This is a genomic window from Phyllobacterium sp. K27 (genome assembly GCF_054796155.1).
Window position 1 is genome coordinate 1,030,122 of sequence record NZ_CM139240.1, and the last position, 16,800, is coordinate 1,046,921.

At 65.9% G+C, this 16,800-nt stretch carries 17 protein-coding genes; 1 reads left to right on the forward strand and 16 read right to left on the reverse strand.

Annotation, left to right across the window (positions count from 1 at the left end):
- The first annotated feature begins 33 nt into the window (after positions 1 to 33).
- A complete protein-coding gene (locus ACYJL1_RS05150) occupies positions 34 to 936 on the forward strand; it encodes a LysR family transcriptional regulator (RefSeq protein ID WP_460897343.1) in 903 nt (300 codons plus the stop codon).
- Here ACYJL1_RS05150 and ACYJL1_RS05155 read toward each other — a convergent pair.
- The 16 genes from ACYJL1_RS05155 to ACYJL1_RS05230 form a co-directional block, all read right to left on the reverse strand.
- The gene (locus ACYJL1_RS05155) at positions 927 to 1,148 is read right to left on the reverse strand and encodes a DUF2274 domain-containing protein (RefSeq protein ID WP_460897941.1); all 222 of its coding nucleotides are present in this window, start codon (positions 1,146 to 1,148) and stop codon (positions 927 to 929) included. The genes ACYJL1_RS05150 and ACYJL1_RS05155 overlap by 10 nt on opposite strands.
- Positions 1,148 to 2,371: a TraB/TrbI/VirB10 family type IV secretion system protein gene (locus tag ACYJL1_RS05160; protein WP_460897344.1), complete on the reverse strand. Its 1,224-nt coding sequence runs from the start codon at positions 2,369 to 2,371 to the stop codon at positions 1,148 to 1,150. Before ACYJL1_RS05160 ends, ACYJL1_RS05155 begins: the two co-directional genes overlap by 1 nt.
- On the reverse strand, positions 2,368 to 3,417 hold the full coding sequence (gene trbG / locus ACYJL1_RS05165) for a P-type conjugative transfer protein TrbG (protein ID WP_460897345.1): 1,050 nt from the start codon (positions 3,415 to 3,417) through the stop codon (positions 2,368 to 2,370). Before trbG ends, ACYJL1_RS05160 begins: the two co-directional genes overlap by 4 nt.
- Positions 3,414 to 4,097 (reverse strand): conjugal transfer protein TrbF, encoded by a 684-nt coding sequence (trbF, locus tag ACYJL1_RS05170; protein WP_460897346.1) that lies wholly within the window; start codon positions 4,095 to 4,097, stop codon positions 3,414 to 3,416. Before trbF ends, trbG begins: the two co-directional genes overlap by 4 nt.
- Entirely contained in the window at positions 4,097 to 5,449 is a 1,353-nt protein-coding gene (trbL, locus tag ACYJL1_RS05175) for a P-type conjugative transfer protein TrbL (protein WP_460897347.1), read from the reverse strand. Before trbL ends, trbF begins: the two co-directional genes overlap by 1 nt.
- A 4-nt stretch (positions 5,450 to 5,453) precedes the next feature.
- Complete coding sequence (gene trbK-alt, locus ACYJL1_RS05180) at positions 5,454 to 5,840, reverse strand: putative entry exclusion protein TrbK-alt (RefSeq protein ID WP_460897348.1); 387 nt, start codon at positions 5,838 to 5,840, stop codon at positions 5,454 to 5,456.
- A gap of 10 nt (positions 5,841 to 5,850) precedes the next feature.
- On the reverse strand, positions 5,851 to 6,621 hold the full coding sequence (gene trbJ / locus ACYJL1_RS05185; RefSeq protein ID WP_460897349.1) for a P-type conjugative transfer protein TrbJ: 771 nt from the start codon (positions 6,619 to 6,621) through the stop codon (positions 5,851 to 5,853).
- Positions 6,618 to 9,074: a conjugal transfer protein TrbE gene (trbE, locus tag ACYJL1_RS05190; protein WP_460897350.1), complete on the reverse strand. Its 2,457-nt coding sequence runs from the start codon at positions 9,072 to 9,074 to the stop codon at positions 6,618 to 6,620. The genes trbJ and trbE overlap by 4 nt, the downstream gene beginning before the upstream one ends.
- An 11-nt stretch (positions 9,075 to 9,085) precedes the next feature.
- Positions 9,086 to 9,367: a VirB3 family type IV secretion system protein gene (locus tag ACYJL1_RS05195; RefSeq protein WP_460897351.1), complete on the reverse strand. Its 282-nt coding sequence runs from the start codon at positions 9,365 to 9,367 to the stop codon at positions 9,086 to 9,088.
- Positions 9,367 to 9,699 carry a TrbC/VirB2 family type IV secretion system protein gene (locus ACYJL1_RS05200; RefSeq protein WP_460897352.1) on the reverse strand — a complete coding sequence of 111 codons (333 nt, stop codon included), beginning with the start codon at positions 9,697 to 9,699 and terminating at the stop codon, positions 9,367 to 9,369. The genes ACYJL1_RS05195 and ACYJL1_RS05200 overlap by 1 nt, the downstream gene beginning before the upstream one ends.
- Positions 9,696 to 10,679, reverse strand: a complete 984-nt coding sequence (gene trbB / locus ACYJL1_RS05205; protein WP_460897353.1) for a P-type conjugative transfer ATPase TrbB — start codon at positions 10,677 to 10,679, stop codon at positions 9,696 to 9,698. Before trbB ends, ACYJL1_RS05200 begins: the two co-directional genes overlap by 4 nt.
- Positions 10,680 to 10,848: 169 nt before the next feature.
- Complete coding sequence (locus tag ACYJL1_RS05210) at positions 10,849 to 11,283, reverse strand: CopG family transcriptional regulator (protein ID WP_460897354.1); 435 nt, start codon at positions 11,281 to 11,283, stop codon at positions 10,849 to 10,851.
- Between the two features lie 9 nt (positions 11,284 to 11,292).
- A complete protein-coding gene (locus ACYJL1_RS05215; protein WP_460897355.1) occupies positions 11,293 to 13,278 on the reverse strand; it encodes a conjugal transfer protein TraG in 1,986 nt (661 codons plus the stop codon).
- A 26-nt stretch (positions 13,279 to 13,304) separates the two neighbouring features.
- On the reverse strand, positions 13,305 to 15,044 hold the full coding sequence (locus ACYJL1_RS05220; protein ID WP_460897356.1) for a relaxase/mobilization nuclease domain-containing protein: 1,740 nt from the start codon (positions 15,042 to 15,044) through the stop codon (positions 13,305 to 13,307).
- Complete coding sequence (locus tag ACYJL1_RS05225) at positions 15,041 to 15,505, reverse strand: hypothetical protein (protein WP_460897357.1); 465 nt, start codon at positions 15,503 to 15,505, stop codon at positions 15,041 to 15,043. Before ACYJL1_RS05225 ends, ACYJL1_RS05220 begins: the two co-directional genes overlap by 4 nt.
- Before the next feature lie 68 nt (positions 15,506 to 15,573).
- Positions 15,574 to 16,662, reverse strand: coding sequence for an IS110 family RNA-guided transposase (locus tag ACYJL1_RS05230; protein ID WP_460897358.1), 1,089 nt, complete (start codon positions 16,660 to 16,662; stop codon positions 15,574 to 15,576).
- Positions 16,663 to 16,800 lie beyond the last annotated feature (138 nt).

Genomic DNA, 16,800 nt, shown 5'->3' on the forward strand with positions numbered 1-16,800 from the left:
GCATTGCATCGCATTCGGAGAGGAGGGCCGACAGTGCCCGACCTCTCGCTTGATCTGCGATACCTTCGGTATGCCCATCTTGCTGCGGAGTACGGATCGTTCCGTCGCGCGGCACTATCAATCGGCATCAACCAGTCCACGCTCACGCGCCGAGTCCAGCTTCTTGAGCGGCGACTTGGCGTCGCTCTGTTCGAGCGCCGCCGCAGTGGAGTCGTCCTGACTCCCGTTGGCGGTCAGTTCCTTCAGGAAGCCCGGATTGGAGCCGAGCATCTCCACAGGGCGGTCAAAGAGCTGGCGTCATCCCACGCTGGGCACCACGGACACTTGCGGATCGGTCTGATGGGAACGCTTACTCAAGGGCCCTTGCCGGAGATACTGAGAACTTATCGGCGAAAGTACCCCCAGGTGAAGATTCGAGTCGAGGAAGCATCCTTCGATGATACCCTCGCGGGTGTGTCGCGTGGTCGGCTCGATGTTGCCTTTGTCATCGGAGAGCCGCAGGTCGACGGATGTGAGGCGTTGCCTGTCTGGGAGGAGCCACTCGTCATCGTTACAGCGGTCGACCATCCTCTTGCACGGTTACCGGCGGTCGGGTGGAGCGATCTTACCGACGAGACCATCCTCGTCAGCTCGGACGCTTTCGGCGTCAAGGTCGCGGATATGATGGGCCAGCATCTGGGACGCCTTGGCAACAAGCCGCGACTATCTCTGCAGCGAGTCGGCAGGGACAATCTCATATACCTTGTCCGAGAAGGCTTCGGCCTGACTCTGGCAACGAAGTCCATGATCGGCGTCAACACCACCGGTGTACGTACCTTGCCACTCCTGTCCGCAGATCAACTGCGATGGAGCGCGGTTTGGTCGGCCCGATACGTCAACCCGGCGCTGAAACATCTGACAGAGCGCCTACGACATCGCGGGGAACTTCACTCGTGAGCCCGGCGGAGCTTCGTGAAGCCGCGATCCGTCGCGATGAACCGCTCCAACATGGGAACTACGAGTTTTCCAGGCTCGATAGATGCCTGTCCATGCTCGCGGCCCAGCGCCTCTCCATAGGCGACCATGTCCCGATGCAATGATGCCGGCAAGTCTACTGTGATCTTGACAGGCTTTTCGTCAATCAGAGGTCCCAGCTTGAGCTTGGGCATCATGAGCCTCCGTAGGGTTCCAGAACGAGATCGCGGGTGACAATAACGCGGACGGGGAAGCCTGGCCGGATTGTCAGCGTCGGGGCGATGTTGAGCTGACGGCGGACGATCTGCTGACCGGCGTCATTGATCGTATCTTGCCCCCCATTGCGGATCGCTTGAATGAGGCGATCGTCATTGTCGACTGCAAGTTCGGCGCCTACGCTGAGCAGCGTGGATAGACCGGCCGCCTTGGCGAGATCCCACCAGTGATAGTCGACGCCGTCCTGCAAGCCCGCATAGCCGTCGGCGTCAGCACCTGGCTGACGTTCGAGTACGATAGAGCTTCCATTCGGGAAGATCAGCCGGTTCCAGACCAGCAGCACGCGGCTCTGACCAAACTGAACGTTGTTGTCGTACTGGCCGATGACGCGCGTGCCTTGCGGCACAAGCAGGATGCGGCCAGTTGGACTGTCGTAGATGTTCTCAGTCACTTGCGCCGTAATCTGACCTGGCAGATCGGACCGGATGCCGGTGATCAGTGCGGCGGAAATCACGGCTCCCGCCTGAAGGATGTTCGGTGAGGCTGGTGCGGCGACCCTATCGGGCGCAACCGTCCTGCGATCGGCCGCCGCGTTGAGAAAGACGTTCTGGCGGTCCTGCGCCGAAGGTGTCGATGGAGGTGGCGCAAGGCCGAGGCTGGCCAAGTCCGGCGCTGACGGCGGCGCGATGTTCCGGGTCGTCGCGGTCGCACCGGCGCGGGTCTCGGTTCCAGAGAACAGCCGACTGGTCCGTGCGGTCTCGATTTCCTGAAGGCGACGCTGTTCCTCCGGACTGATTCCGGGATTCGGAGTGGTGACATTTGGGGTCGGTACAGGCTGTCCACGTTCTTGGGCGCCGACGATAGGCCGACCGAGATCGCCCGGCAGCGGTGGACCAAGGCGCGGTGCGCCGCTGTAATCACGCGGCAAGCCAGCCAGACCGTCCGCGGTGGAGCGGTTCTCGGTCGAGTAAAGTTCTTCGTTGGGCCGGCCTCCATCACGGGTCTGAAGGGCGTAGATTAGGGCGCTCCCGAGCCCGACGCTGGCTACCAGACCCACGCCCGCTAGAACCTTGCGCGACAGCCGGGTCACGCGTGGCGGTTCTGCGCGCAGCCGCATCGGCGCGGCGCTTGCCGGCTCGCCGATCAGCGGTTGGGCATCGTCGTCCGGCACTTCCTCATTCCGGGACGGGTTCTCGCTCACGAGGTCGGCCTCCCGTCTGTACGGGTGATGCGGACGCGCCGCTGGCGGTCGCCGGCACCAAAGCGCAACTCCGCCGCGGCGAAGAGACGGTCGACGATCATGTGATGGCCGCGCACACGGTAGTTCACCAGTTCCGAGGTATTGCCCTCCGGGCCGACGACGAAGAGCGGCGGCATCTCGCCCTGACCGATGCCGCGCGGGAATTCAATGAAGACCTGGCGGCCGTCATCAAAGGCCCGCAGCGGCCGCCACGGGGCGCGGTCTCCCTCGATGGCGTAGCGGAAGTTGACGTTCGCGAGGTCGACGCCATTCGCCACCGGCTGCGCCGCTTGGGCTTCGGCGTTCTGGCGACGCAGCGCGATAAGCTGGTCCTGCGGATACTGCCAGGAGACCGAGGCCATGTAGGTCCGCTCGGTGGAGCGAAGCTCCATATGGTAGGTGCGCAAGTTGGTGTTGATGACGAGGTTCGTCATGAGGTCGGTGCGGGTGGGTTTCACGAGGATGTGGATCTGGCGCGTCGCGCCTGATCCACTCTCGGTGTCGCCGATGATCCAGCGCACGGTGTCGCCGGCGGCGACGGGGCCTGAGCCGACGAGCTGTTCGCCGGGCTGTAAGGCGATGTCGGTGATCTGACCGACGGCGGTATAGACCTGATAAAGCGCCCCTTGCGTGAAGGGATAGACCTGCATCGAGTTGATGAAACCGTCGCGGACGGGCTGGATGCGCGCGGCGGCGTTAGCCTGGTTGACGCGTGCCGTCGGATCGGAGGGCTCTGGTGTGCGCCGCGACGGTTCGACACGCTGCAACTGGCCGGGCAGAGGAAGCGGCCGCGGCAGCTCGACCACGGTGACCGGCGCTGGCGGGTCGACCGTCTGCACCGCAGGAGCCGCATTGTCGTAGGAGATTTCCGGCGGCGGGGTAGTGGTCGCGCAGCCGGCGATCGCCGTCGTCGCCAACAGGATCAAGGGGAACGTGGCTCTCCGGAGAGCCGCGCGTGCGTGTATGTGTGAAGCCGGATTTCCGGCTTTACGGAAAGACGGCCTCATTGCCCAAGCTCCCGTGACCAGTTGATGGCGTTGACGTAGATGCCGAGCGGGTTCGCCCTGAGCCGCTCGGCGTTGCGTGGGGTCTGGACAACGATCGTCAGGATCGCGGTCCAGCGTGTGGTCTCGGCGAGCTGGCCATTCTCGTAGCGCCGCTCGACCCAGGCGACGCGGAAGCTGTCAGGCGACGCTCGAATGACGCTAGAGACGTCGACGGCGACCTGTTGGCGCCCGACCCGGGTGAACGGGTCGTTCGACCGGGCGTAATCATTGAGCGCCATGGCGCCGCGATCGGTCGTGAAGTCGTAGGCGCGCAGCCAGTTCTGGCGGACGATGATCGCATCCGCCGGAATGCTGCGGACTTGCTCAATGAAGCGCGCGAGGTGGAAGGCGATCTGAGGATCGGTCGGACGATAGTCCGCCTCGGCCGACGCAACGGCTTGGGCTTGACCGAGCCGATCGACCTGCACCACCCACGGCACGATCGTCCCGCGAGCCGACTGCCAGACCAGAGCGGCGGCGAAGCCGGCCGACAGGATCAGCGAGCCGAACGCCATGGTCCGCCAGTTCCTCGCCTGGACGCGCGAGGCACCGATGCGCTCGTCCCAGGCCTGACCGGCACGCTGGTAGGGCGTTTCTGGTTCGGGAGCTTTGCCGTAGTGGGTGGAGGGTCGTTTGAACATCAGCGATCGCCTTCGGACAGGTTGACGGAAGAGCCGCCGCCATGGGCGTCGCCGGAGCGGACAGCGTGGGCCGTAGCTTGGACGGCGTGGGTCATGCGTTGAGAACGCCGCATCCGCTGTGCCCAGGCAGGCGGGCCGCCGGCGCTCGCAGGCGCTGCGCCGTCGCCGGCGTCACCGCCGATGGAGCCCGTGGTGGACATTCCGCCCGTGGCTTCGAATGCCGCCTTACCGCCGGCATTGAAGCTGGACTTCATGCTGTCGGCCGCACGCGACGCGGCGCGGCGTAGAGGTGAGACGGCGGCATTGCCGCCCGCACGAGCAACGCCGCCGAGACCGGAAGCGACGCCGGCCGCGCCGGACTGTCCCGCTGCGCCGAGACTGTAGGCAGTCGATGCGCCACCCGCGATCGCGGCGCCACCGCGAGCGGCGGCGGCTGCGCCTCCTGCCAGCGCAGCGCCACCGGAGGCGGCAGCGCCAACGGCGCCAGCGCCGAGCGCGACCATGCCGCCCGCGGCGAGACCTGTCCCGACCGCCGCGCCTGCGCTGAGCTGGGGACCACCCGAGACGATGCCGCTGGCGATGCCAGGACCGAAGATGCCGAGGCCGAGGAGAGACAAGGCGGCGAGCACGATCGCCATCGCTTCATCGATTGAGGGCGTCGCACCGCCAAAGCCGGACGTGAACTCGGAAAAGAGCGTCGAACCGATGCCGATGATGACGGCGAGCACGAGAACCTTGATGCCGGACGAGATGACGTTGCCGAGCACACGCTCCGCCATGAAGGCGGACTTGCCGAAAAGCCCGAAGGGGATCAGCACGAACCCGGCGAGCGTCGTGAGCTTGAACTCGATGAGCGTGACGAAAAGCTGAATCGCGAGGATGAAGAAAGCCAGCAGCACCAGCGCCCAAGCGAGGAACATGCAGGCGATCTGGATGAAGTTTTCGAAGAAGGACCAGTAACCCATCAGGCTGGAGATGGAATCGAGCAGTGGACGGCCGGCATCGAGGCCGGTCTGTGCGACCCGTCCGGGGCGCATGAGGTCTGCGGTCGAGAACCCGGTGCCGCTCGCCTTCAGACCAAGACCGGCGAAGCTCTCGAAGACGATTCGGGCGAGGTTATTCCAGTTCCCGATGATGTAGGCGAAGACGCCGACGAACAGCGTTTTCTTCACCAGCCGCGCCATGATGTCGTCGTCGGCGCCCCACGACCAGAACAGCGCCGCCAGCGTCACGTCGATGACGATGAGCGTCGTTGCGATAAAGGCGACTTCGCCGCTGAGCAGGCCAAACCCGCTATCGATGTAGCGGGTGAAGACCTCGAGGAAATGGTCGATGACGCCGGTGCCGCCCATGATGCTATCGCGCCTCGTCGAGCTGCGGTGCGCTTGGCGCGGCGGGCATCGGGGTCGGTGCGTTCGTCCTTTGTGACTGAGGGGTGAGGCCATCGCGCGGTGCGGGCGGCATGTCCGGCAACCGCTCGGCGGGAGGGGCGCCGGGCGCGAGGAAGCGGTGGCGGTTCTCCGCCCAGGCACGGCGGCATTCCGGGTCGCGCGGACCCTCTTCGCCGAGCGCCTGGCAGCGGATCAGCGCGTCGCGCAGGGGATCGGTCGGCGCCTCGATCGCACGGCCGGACGGCCACCGCTCGGGCGCTTCCTCTTTCCGGGTCATCTCGATCGCCGTCGCCGTGATCGCGACGGCGACGAACACCACAGCGCCGACCCGGGCGAGTACCTTGCCGTCCATCGCGAGGCCCTCAATTGCCGTTCGGGAACATGCGGGCGTTGCCCGGCTGGTAGCCGCTTCCCGGTGTGAGGAATCGGCGACGCTGCTCGCGCCCTTGGTCGGCCGCAGCAGCGCGCTCGGCCTCGGAGAGGCTCTGCGCGCGCCCGTTGGCAGCGACGACGGCGGTGAGGTCGGCGAGCTGCTGGGCTTGAAGGGCTAGGAGCTGATTGCCGGCCTGCGTTGCTTGCAGCGCGCCGGTCGCGCCCTGGCTTTGGCCGATCAGCGCAGACATTTCATTGCGGTTGGTGTCGATATTGCCGACGACACCGGCCTGCACGCGCATGGCGTCCTGCAAGCCGCCGACGGTGTTCTGCCAGCGCTCGCGTGCCTGTGCGACGAGCGCCTGATCGGAGGCGGACATCGAGGCGTTGCCGTAGGTGGTCTGGAACGCACGGTCGATCTGCTGGACGTTGAGGGCGATGCCCTGCGCTTGGCTGAGGAGCTGTTGCGTCCGCTGGACCGACTGTTGAAGCTGCTGAAGTGACGAGTGAGGCAGGTTCGCGAGATTCCGCGCCTGGTTGATCAGCATCTGCGCTTCGTTCTGAAGCTGGGTGATCTGCTGATTGACCTGCTGGAGCGTGCGCGCCGCCGTCAGCACGTTCTGCGCATAGTTGGTCGGGTCATAGACGATCCACTGCGCGGCGGCCGGCGACGCGAGGATGGGTGATAGTGTCAGCGGGGCCGCAAGGATTGCGGCCGTCATGCGCAGGTTGGGCGTGCGGGTGCGGATTGAACGAGTCATGGTCGTGCCTCCTGGTCGTTTTCGGGGATGACGTTGGTGAGGTCGGCGATGAGGTCGGCGGCCCAGTCGAGCCGGTTCGCCGCGAGCCACTCCGACAGGAACCCGTCCGTGCCGCTGCGGGCGTGAACGTCGGCGATCATCGCCTGGTGCTGCTTGGATGAGGCCGCGCACAGCGCCAGGGCCACATCCGACAGGCCCAGCTCGAACAGGCGATTGCCCCGCCGTGACTGGCAGTAATAGTCGCGTTTGGGTATCGCCCGCGCCAAGATCTCGATCTGGCGATCGTTGAGACCGAAGCGGCGGTAGATGGCAGTGATCTGCGGCTCGATCGCGCGCTCGTTCGGCAGGAGAATGCGCGTCTGGCAGCTCTCGATGATCGCTGGCGCAATCGCAGACCCATCGACGTCGGAGAGGGATTGGGTGGCGAAGATGACGCTGGCGTTCTTCTTGCGCAGCGTTTTCAGCCATTCGCGGAGTTGCCCAGCAAACCCTTCGTCGTCGAGGGCGAGCCAGCCTTCATCGATGATCAGCAGCGTCGGCCGGCCGTCGAGGCGGTCCTCGATGCGATGGAAGAGATAGGCGAGCACGGCGGCGGCTGCGCCGGTCCCGATGAGTCCCTCGGTCTCAAAAGCTTGGACATGCGCCTCGCCGAGATGTTCGGACTCGGCGTCCAAGAGCCGGCCATAGGGGCCGCCGACGCAATAGGGTCGCAGCGCCTGTTTCAGGTCGTTGGACTGGAGTAGGACGGACAGGCCCGTCAGCGTGCGCTCCGCGACCGGCGCCGACGCCAGTGAGGATAGCGCCGACCAGAGGTGCTCCTTGACCTCGGGCGTGACCGGCACGCTCTCGCGACCCAGGATCGCGATCAGCCAGTCGGAGGCCCAGGCGCGCTCGGCGACGTGGTCGATGCGGGCGAGCGGTTGGAGTGACACGCTGTCGTCGGCGCCGCTGGTGAGGCCACCGCCGAGGTCATGCCAGTCGCCCCGCATGGCGAGCGCCGCGGCGCGGATTGATCCGCCGAAGTCGAAGGCGAAGACCTGGGATCGCGGATAGCGCCGGAACTGAAGCGCCATCAGTGCGAGCAGCACTGATTTGCCGGCGCCGGTCGGCCCAACGATCATCGTATGACCGACGTCGCCGACATGGATGGAAAGCCGGAACGGGGTCGAGCCCTCCGTTCTGCCGTAAAGCAGTGGGGGTGCATCGAAGTGCTCGTCCCGTTCCGGTCCCGCCCACACCGCCGACAGCGGGATCATGTGGGCGAGATTCAATGTGCTGATGGGCGGCTGGCGGACATTGGCGTAAACGTGGCCGGGCAGCGAGCCCAGCCAGGCGTCCACGGCATTGATGGTCTCGGCCATCGCGGTGAAGTCGCGGCCCTGGATGACCTTCTCGACCAGCCGGAGCTTCTCGGCTGCAATGCGAGGGTCATCATCCCAAACGGTGATCGTGGCGGTCACATAGGCTTGACCGGCGTAGTCGGCACCCAGCTCCTGAAGCGCCATGTCGGCATCGGCCGCCTTGTTGGCCGCGTCGGTATCGACGAGCGCCGAGGCCTCGTTGGTCATGATTTCCTTGAGGATGGCGGCAATGGACTTGCGCTTAGCAAACCACTGCCGCCGGATCTTGGTCAGGAGCTTGGTCGCGTCGGTTTTGTCGAGCAGGATGGCCCGCGTCGACCAGCGATATGGAAATGGGAGCCGGTTCAGCTCGTCGAGGATGCCGGGCGTCGTCGCGGACGGGAAGCCGACGATGGTGAGGATGCGTAGGTTGGTGTCGCCCAGGCGCGGTTCGAGTCCGCCGGTGAGCGGCTGATCGGCGAGCAGCGCGTCGAGATACATCGGCGTCTCGGGAACGCGGACACGATGGCGGTTCGTCGAGATGGTCGAATGCAGGTAGGTGAGCGTCTCGGCGTCATCGAGCCAGGCGCACTCCGGCATGAAGGCGTCGATGAGGTTGAGAATGCGGTCGGTGCGATCGATGAAGCCGCGCAGAATCTCGTGCGCGTCGACGCCGGCGTGGTCGCGTCCCTCGTAGAGCCAAGTTTCTGCGCGCGCCGCGTCCTCAGCTGGCGGGAGATAGAGGAAGGTGAGGAAGTAGCTGGACTCGAAATGCGCGCCGGCTTCCTCGAAGTCCGCCTTGCGTTCGGCGTCGACCAGGGCGGAAGCGCTGTCGGCGAACGTGCTGCCGGGATAGGTCGCTGCGCCGTGGCGCTGCGCCTCGACGAAGATGGCCCAGCCGGAGCCGAGACGCCGGAAGGCGTTGTTGAGGCGGCCAGCGACGGCGACCAGCTCGGCCGGTACGGCGCTGTCGAGGTCCGGGCCACGGAAGCGCGCGGTGCGCTGCAAGCTCCCATCCTTGTTGAGAACGACGCCCTCGCCGGCGAGAGCGGCCCAGGGCAGGAAGTCGGCGAGCCGCGTGTTTCGGTTGCGATACTCGGCAAGGTTCATCATCGCGCCGCTCCTCAGACCGACAGGTGGCCGGGGATGCGCAGATGCTTGCGCACGACATCGACGAACTGGGGGTCCCGCTTGGCCGCCCAGACGGCGGCAAAGTGCCCCACGGCCCACAGCCCCAGGCCGACCAGCCAGAGGCGAAGGCCGAGGCCGAGCGCGGCCGCCAGAGTGCCGTTGAGGATGGCGAGCGAGCGCGGCGCTCCGCCGAGCAGGATGTGCTCGGTCAACGCCCGGTGGACGGGTACGGAGAAGCCCGGCACCTCGCCGCCATGATCCGCACCGTCGGCCATCAGATGAGCGCTCCGCCACCGAAGGAGAAGAACGACAGGAAGAAACTCGACGCCGCGAATGCGATGGACAGGCCGAACACGATCTGGATCAGGCGCCGTGCGCCGCCCGACGTGTCGCCAAAGGCGAGCGTCAGGCCGGTGATGATGATGATCATCACCGCGATGATCTTGGCGACCGGCCCCTCGATCGATTCAAGGATCGATTGCAGAGGCGCTTCCCACGGCATCGACGAACCCGACGCATGGGCGGCCGGCGCTAGCGCGAGGGTGAGGAAGGGGACGGACACCGCCGTGGCGATGTGGCGGCGGATGCGCAGGGCATGCTTGATCATGACGGGTCTCCTGTGAGGGGCTGGCTTGCAGGGGTGACGCGGTAGTCGCCGTCAGGTCCGAGGCCCTCGACACGGGCAAGTTCGGCGAGGCGGCGCGAGGAGCCTCGCCCGGAAAGTACGGCGACGAGATCGATCGTCTCGGCGATCAGCGCGCGCGGGACGGTGACGACGGCTTCCTGGATGAGCTGTTCGAGACGGCGAAGGGCGCCGGTCGCGGTGCCGGCATGGATGGTCCCAATGCCGCCGGGATGCCCGGTCCCCCACGCCTTCAGCAGGTCGAGCGCCTCGGCGCCGCGAACCTCGCCGATCGGGATGCGGTCCGGTCGAAAGCGCAGCGAAGAGCGGACCAGCTCTGAGAGGGTGATGACGCCGTCCTTGGTCCGCATGGCGACAAGGTTCGGCGCGGTGCATTGCAGCTCGCGCGTGTCCTCAATGACGATGACCCGGTCGGATGTCTTCGCGATCTCGGCGAGAAGCGCGTTGGTGAGCGTGGTCTTGCCGGTTGAGGTCCCGCCGGCGACGAGGATGTTGCGACGTTCGCCGACCGCAACGCGCAGCGCCTCCGCCTGGCGCGCTTGCATGATGCCGGCGGCGACGTAGTCGTCGAGCGTGAACACCGCGACGGCGGGCTTGCGGATCGCGAAGGCCGGCGCGGACACGACGGGGGGCAACAGCCCCTCGAACCGCTCACCCGTTTCGGGTAGCTCGGCCGAGACACGCGGCGCACCGGGATGAACCTCGGCGCCGACATGGTGCGCAACCAGGCGAATGATGCGCTCGCCGTCGGCCGGCGACAGTCGTTCACCGGTGTCGGAGAGGCCCTCCGACAGCCGGTCGACCCAGAGCCGCCCATCGGGGTTGAGCATCACCTCGACGATCGCGGGATCTTCCAGAAACGTGGCGATCGCAGGCCCGAGGGCCGTGCGCAGCATCCGCGCACCGCGAAGGATCGCCTCCGATTTCTGGTGAGTTGCCGCCACGTCGTCCCCGTTCTCTTGCGGGTCCGCGATGCGCGGCCCTGGATCGGGGATGAGTAGAAGAGGCAGAAATCATGGCCTGACAACAACCATCATGAGGCGGTCGTACTGTGGCGTACAAAGACAGGGAAACGGCGGAACGCCCGAATACTTGTGATGCGAGGAGTAGTGATTATTCCGCGTCGCGCGCGGGCGGAATGTCTTCCGAAATCTCCTGCCTGAGCTTCGGTCCCTGTGCGAGTCGCCGGCCGAGCGCGGTCACGAAGGCTTCGTAGCGCTCAGCCGCCTTGGCGCGTGCCGCGACCTGTGCCGGCTCCGGCAAGGGTGGATTGGAGGTCAGCCAGAAGCGGATGAACACCGCGAGCGTCTCGACCGATATGCCGAGATCGCGTTCCATGCGCGCCATACGGCGGTCGAGCTGATCGAGCCGCTTCGTGGTCGCCGCCTCCTGCCGCTCGGCGGCGTCGGGCGAGAGGAACGATGCGATGCCGGCCTCGGCGACCAGCGACAGGGACAGGTCGCGCCGCGCTGCGTGAGCCGCAAGCGCCTTCATCACATCGGGATCGAGATAGACCGACAGCCGCTGTTTCTTGGGAGGTTTCGTCACAGCCGCCTCCTACAGTTCGATGCCATCGCCCGGATCGAGCGAGGCTTGGCGAGCGACCTGGCGCATGGTCTGCGTCATGCGGCTGAGGCGGGCGGCATCCTCGTCGACGTCTTCGCGGGGATCGATCTCGAATTCGTTCTCGATGACCTGCTTTCGCTCGACGGTCTTGGTGCGGCTCAGTTCGGGTTGATGACGGCGCTCGGAGTCTGTCGGATCGTCATCGGCCACTTCATCGACCGCGACGGGCGTGTTCAGCATGGGGCGTTCCGGTATAGCGAGCGCGCTCCAATCGTCCATCCGTGCGCTCGTCGGCTTGGTGAGCGTGGGCGGCGTGAGGATGCGCTCCTGAAACCGACGATCCTCGTAGTAGCGGGCCTTCTTCGCGCGGATCGGTGGGATGCCGGCGACCATGACGATCTCGTCGGACGGCGGGAGCTGCATGATCTCGCCCGGCGTGAGCAGTTGCCGTGCGGTCTCCGAGCGCGACACCATCATGTGGCCGAGCCAGGGCGACAGCCGGTGGCCGGCATAGTTCTTCATCGCCTTCATCTCGGTGGCGGTGCCGAGCGCATCCGAAACGCGTTTGGCCGTGCGCTCGTCATTGGTCGCGAAGCTGACCCGGACATGGCAGTTGTCGAGGATCGAGTTGTTCGGGCCGTAGGCCTTCTCGATCTGGTTCAGCGACTGGGCAATCAGGAACGCCTTCAGGCCGTAGCCCGCCATGAAGGCAAGCGCGCTCTCGAAGAAGTCCAGACGCCCGAGCGCGGGAAACTCGTCGAGCATCAGCAGCAGGCGGTGACGGTTGCCCTTCGCCTGCAATTCCTCGGTCAACCGGCGCCCGACCTGATTCAGGATCAATCGGATCAGCGGCTTGGTCCGGTTGATGTCGGATGGCGGCACGACGAGGTAGAGCGTGGTCGGATGCTTGCCGCCGACCATGTCGGCGATGCGCCAGTCGCAGCGGCGGGTGACCTCGGCCACGACGGGATCGCGATACAGGCCCAGGAACGACATCGCGGTCGACAGCACGCCGGACCGCTCGTTATCGGATTTGTTGAGCAACTCCCTGGCCGCGCTGGCGATGACGGGATGCGGGCCGGCCTCTCCGAGATGGGCGGTCTTCATCATCGCCGCGAGGGTCGACTCGATCGGGCGCTTCGGATCTGACAGGAAGGCGGCAACGCCTGCCAAGGTCTTGTCGGCCTCGGCGTAGAGGACATGCAGTATCGCGCCGACCAAAAGCGCGTGCGATGTCTTCTCCCAGTGGTTCCGCTTCTCGAGCGAGCCCTCCGGGTCAACAAGGATGTCGGCGATGTTCTGCACGTCGCGGACTTCCCATTCGCCGCGCCGCACCTCGAGCAGCGGATTATAGGCTGCCGACTTCGTATTGGTCGGATCGAACAGCAGCACGCGGCCATGGCGGGCGCGATAGCCGGCGGTGAGCGTCCAGTTCTCACCCTTGATGTCGTGGACGATGGCGGATCCCGGCCAGGTCAGCAGCGACGGCACGACCAGGCCCACGCCCTTGCCGGATCGGGTTGGCGCGAAGCACAGCACATGCTCCGGACCGTCATGGCGGAGATAGTCGCGCTCATGCTTGCCGAGTACGACGCCATCCGGGCCGAGCAGACCCGCGGCCTTCACCTCGTCCGGCCGTGCCCAGCGGGCGGAGCCATAGGTCTCGACGTTCTTCGCTTCGCGTGCCCGCCACACCGACATGCCGATTGCGACGGCGATTGATATGAAGCCGCCGGATGCGGCGATGTAGGCGCCCTCGACAAAGATCGGCGGGGCATAGGCATCGTAGAAATACCACCACCAGAAGAAGGCCGGCGGATAGTAGATCGGCCATCCGGCGATCTCGAACCAGGGCTGCCCAAGCTGAGGTTGGAACCCGAGGCGATAAGCCGTCCATTGGGTCGCGCCCCAGGTCGTCATCAGCACGATCAGAAAGACGGTGAGGATCTGGCCCCAGAGGATTTTCGTCGCCGACATGGCGGGGCACTCCTTTCTTGGCTGGGCTACATGCCGAGGCCGCGATTGCGGCCGAAGCTCCAGTCGACGCCGCCGGCTCCGCGCGAGACGCCGGAGACGTGCTGGCCGAGCTGACGTTCGAGGGAGGGCGACCAGGGCACGAGCTGGAAGCCGAGGCCGTCGTCGATCATGGCGAAGCGGCCGGACGCGAGCGCGAAGCGCTGGCGATAGGTGCCTGCCACATACTCGCCCGTTCCGGCCTTCGAGAATTGGCGGCCGGTCTCGGCCGCGAGCTTCTCGCCAAGCGCTTCGACCTCGCGTTGACGCAGCTTGTCGATCAGACCCGGCGAGAAGCTGACACCGCGGGTTTGCCGTTCGGCGAGCCCTTGGTTGATCAGATGCTCGGCCCGCCGGTCCAGGGCCTGGCGCACCTCCGCGCCGAAGCCGCCGCCGCCGAGTGCGACCGGCTCGCGGGCGATTGCCTGGCGGTCAAGCCAGGTGGCGCCGGTCGCTTGGACCTGCCGCTCAATGTCGAGATCGGAACGGACGGCGAGCGCCACCCGTCGGCGGCCCTGCGCGTCGTCGAACTTGCGCAGCTCGACGATCGAGCCTGGCGCGCTGTCGCCGGCTGCGTCGAGGTCGGGCAGCTTGATGTGGTGGGTGCGCCCGTCGGTGCCGTCGACCACGGCATAGGCCGTACCTTTCAGCTCATCGTCGAGACCGCGATCGACCAGCCGACCGATGATGGGATCGTCCACGCTTTCTCCGGCGAGCACGTAGCTGGCTGCGCCACGCTCGATGCCGCGTTCGGTGAGGCCACGATGAATGCGCTTGATGATGTCGCCGCGCTCGCCCAGCTCGCGCAGGGTCCTCTCGGCGTTCTCCGAAACGACCCATTGGCCGGGGCCGACCTGATCTGCGAGGCCGAGGGTCTCAAGCTTGCGCAGCCGACCGACCTTCATCGCATGGAACGCGTCGGGCTGTCGGTCTGGGTGCGGGGCAAGGTCGACGACGCCGCTGCGATAACTGTCGCGGGCAAGCTGGCGGTCGAGATTGGTCCAGCGTTCCGCCCCGATCTGCCGTTCCAGATTGCGGCGAATCTCGTGGTCGGTGCGCGGCCCCAGCTCCTGGGTGACGAGATCCTGCGCGCGGGCGCGCATTCCTTCCTTGATGTAGTCACGGGAAATGACGAGGTCCTGGCCGTCGTCGGTGCGCCCGCGCAGGATGATGTGGACGTGCGGATTGTCGGTGTTCCAGTGATCGACGCCGACCCAATCGAGCTTGGTGCCGAGGTCTTTCTCCATCTGCCCCATCAGGTCGCGGGCATAGGTCTTGAGGTCGGACATCTCGACGGCGTCCTCCGGCGAGACGATGAACCGGAAATGATGCCGGTCTTCCTGGGTCCGCTCGCTGAAGGCCTTGGGATCGGCGTCTTCGGTCTCGGGACCGAACAGCCGCGCCTTCTCCCCATCCCGGGTCACGCCCTCGCGCCGGAGATAGCTAAGGTGGGCGCTGAGCGGCGCGGCCCTAGCGGTATGCCGGACGACACGCGTCTTGATGACGACGTTGCGCGATCGGCTGGTGAGCAGGCGATTGGCCTGTACGGTCGCGCGCTGCCCGCGCCCGAACCGCGAGCGGTTGCCCGGGCTGATTTGGCCGGAGCGCGAGACCCTGCCGCCGGCACGTTGAGCGGCCGCGAGCGCCTGGGCTATAAAGGGCCGCGCCTGCTGAGCCCGGGTGGAGCGGATGCGGCCTGGCCGAATGCGGAAATCGTCCTCGCCGCTCATCGCCGCGGCCCCGCACATCGGGCAATCGCGCGGAAATCCTTGGCGAAATGGCGAATGCGCAGGCTGCGCCGATCAGGCGCACCTCGCGCAGACGCGCCATAAGCCCCTGAAAACACACGACCGCACCAAGCAGCACATCGCGCGCTTTTATCTCGCCCTCTTATTTGGGCCCTTCTTCCTGCAAGTCTTCGCCATCGCCATTCCTCCTCCATAACAGTAAAAGCCACACGTCTCGACGCCATGGTGCGAAGTCCTGCGAAGTGTTCGAGATCAGGTACGCCGCGCACTCTTCCGCGCTCATCGATGGCCTGGTCCGGCTGCTCGCAAGCAGCGTTCGAGCCATCGCGGCGCATGTCGCTATCGGATTTACGGGGCAGCATCACAGGCATTCGTGCGTGGTCCGGATTGACCGGCCACAGGCGAGATATCGTGCTTCCCGTTTCCTCGGACTGTACCATCACTCTGCCGCTCGCGCGGACCTCCTCATGCTTGTCAGGCCGTCATCTGACGACGTTGATGTTGCTGATGTTCATGATCTGGCGAGGCTCAGCCGCGCGACTTTCGCCGCTTGCCAGTCGCTGGTTTCATGCTCGCCCGCATCGGGATCGCCGACGTAAAAGGTCCCGTCGCGCCACATCGCGTGCATCGTGACGGCAAGCTTTCGAGCGACCGCCACGCGCGCCTTGGCATGGCATTTGGTCTTCGCGAGCTTGAGGCCCCAGCTCTTGATCGTGTCGCTGCCCTTGAACCGGGTCAGCATCGCCGACGCGGCTTCATAGAGCGCACGGCGGACGTCCGGATCGCCCGCCTTGCTGATCCGGCCCTTGATGTCGATCGACGTGCCGGACTGCCATCGCTTCGACGTCAAGCCAAAGTAGGCAGCGACATCGCGCGAGCGCCGGAAGCGCGTCGGATCGTCGATCGCGCTGCTGAAGCTGAGCGCGGTCACGGGTCCGACGCCCGGGATCGCCATGAAGCGACGACACAGTTCGTCGCGCATCGCCATCTGCACCGCCAGCTTGTTGAGCACGAGATATTCGGCCCACAGCGCTGCGCGAGCGCGAAGCATGCAGTCCATCAGCCCCGCGGTCATCGGATCGCCTGCAACAGCATCGCGAACCGCCTTCTCCATGCTGCCGCGACCGACCTTGCCGAGACGGATACCGAACACCTTGAGCGAGTGCCGGATCGCGTTCTCGAGATCGAGGAACTTGCGCTTCAGGTTGCGGCGCTGGACCAGCAGCAGCCGGATCCGATAGCAGCTCTCGGTCTTGATATGTGCTTGGCGGAACCAGCCGGTGCGCATGATGTGGGCAATCCCCAGCGCGTCGGTCGCATCCGTTTTGTTGCGCTGAGCCGACAGTGCCGCTCGCACGTGGCGGGTCTCCAGGCACACCGCCGGGACACCGATTTGCAGCAGCCCCGCATGCAGCCAGGGCGACAGTGAGCCCGCTTCGTGACCCGCACGGCGGAGGCGTCCCGCGTACGGCGCAAGCGCTTCGGCGATCAGCGCCGGCTCGGTCGCAACCGCCGTCTCAAGCACCACTTTCCCGTCATCGCCGACCACGCAGATTGCGGTCTCCTCGATCGAAACATCCAGTCCGGCAAAGAACTCCATGACACGACTCCTGCGCTTCCGTTTGACCAACGGAAGGGTCGCGCCGATGCCCACCAGATCGCAAGGTGCCGTCATTTCAACGGCCGCCAAGTCCCGCCCGAATACAGCGGCAATCGTGCGGTTGTGGTGCCTGCTCTT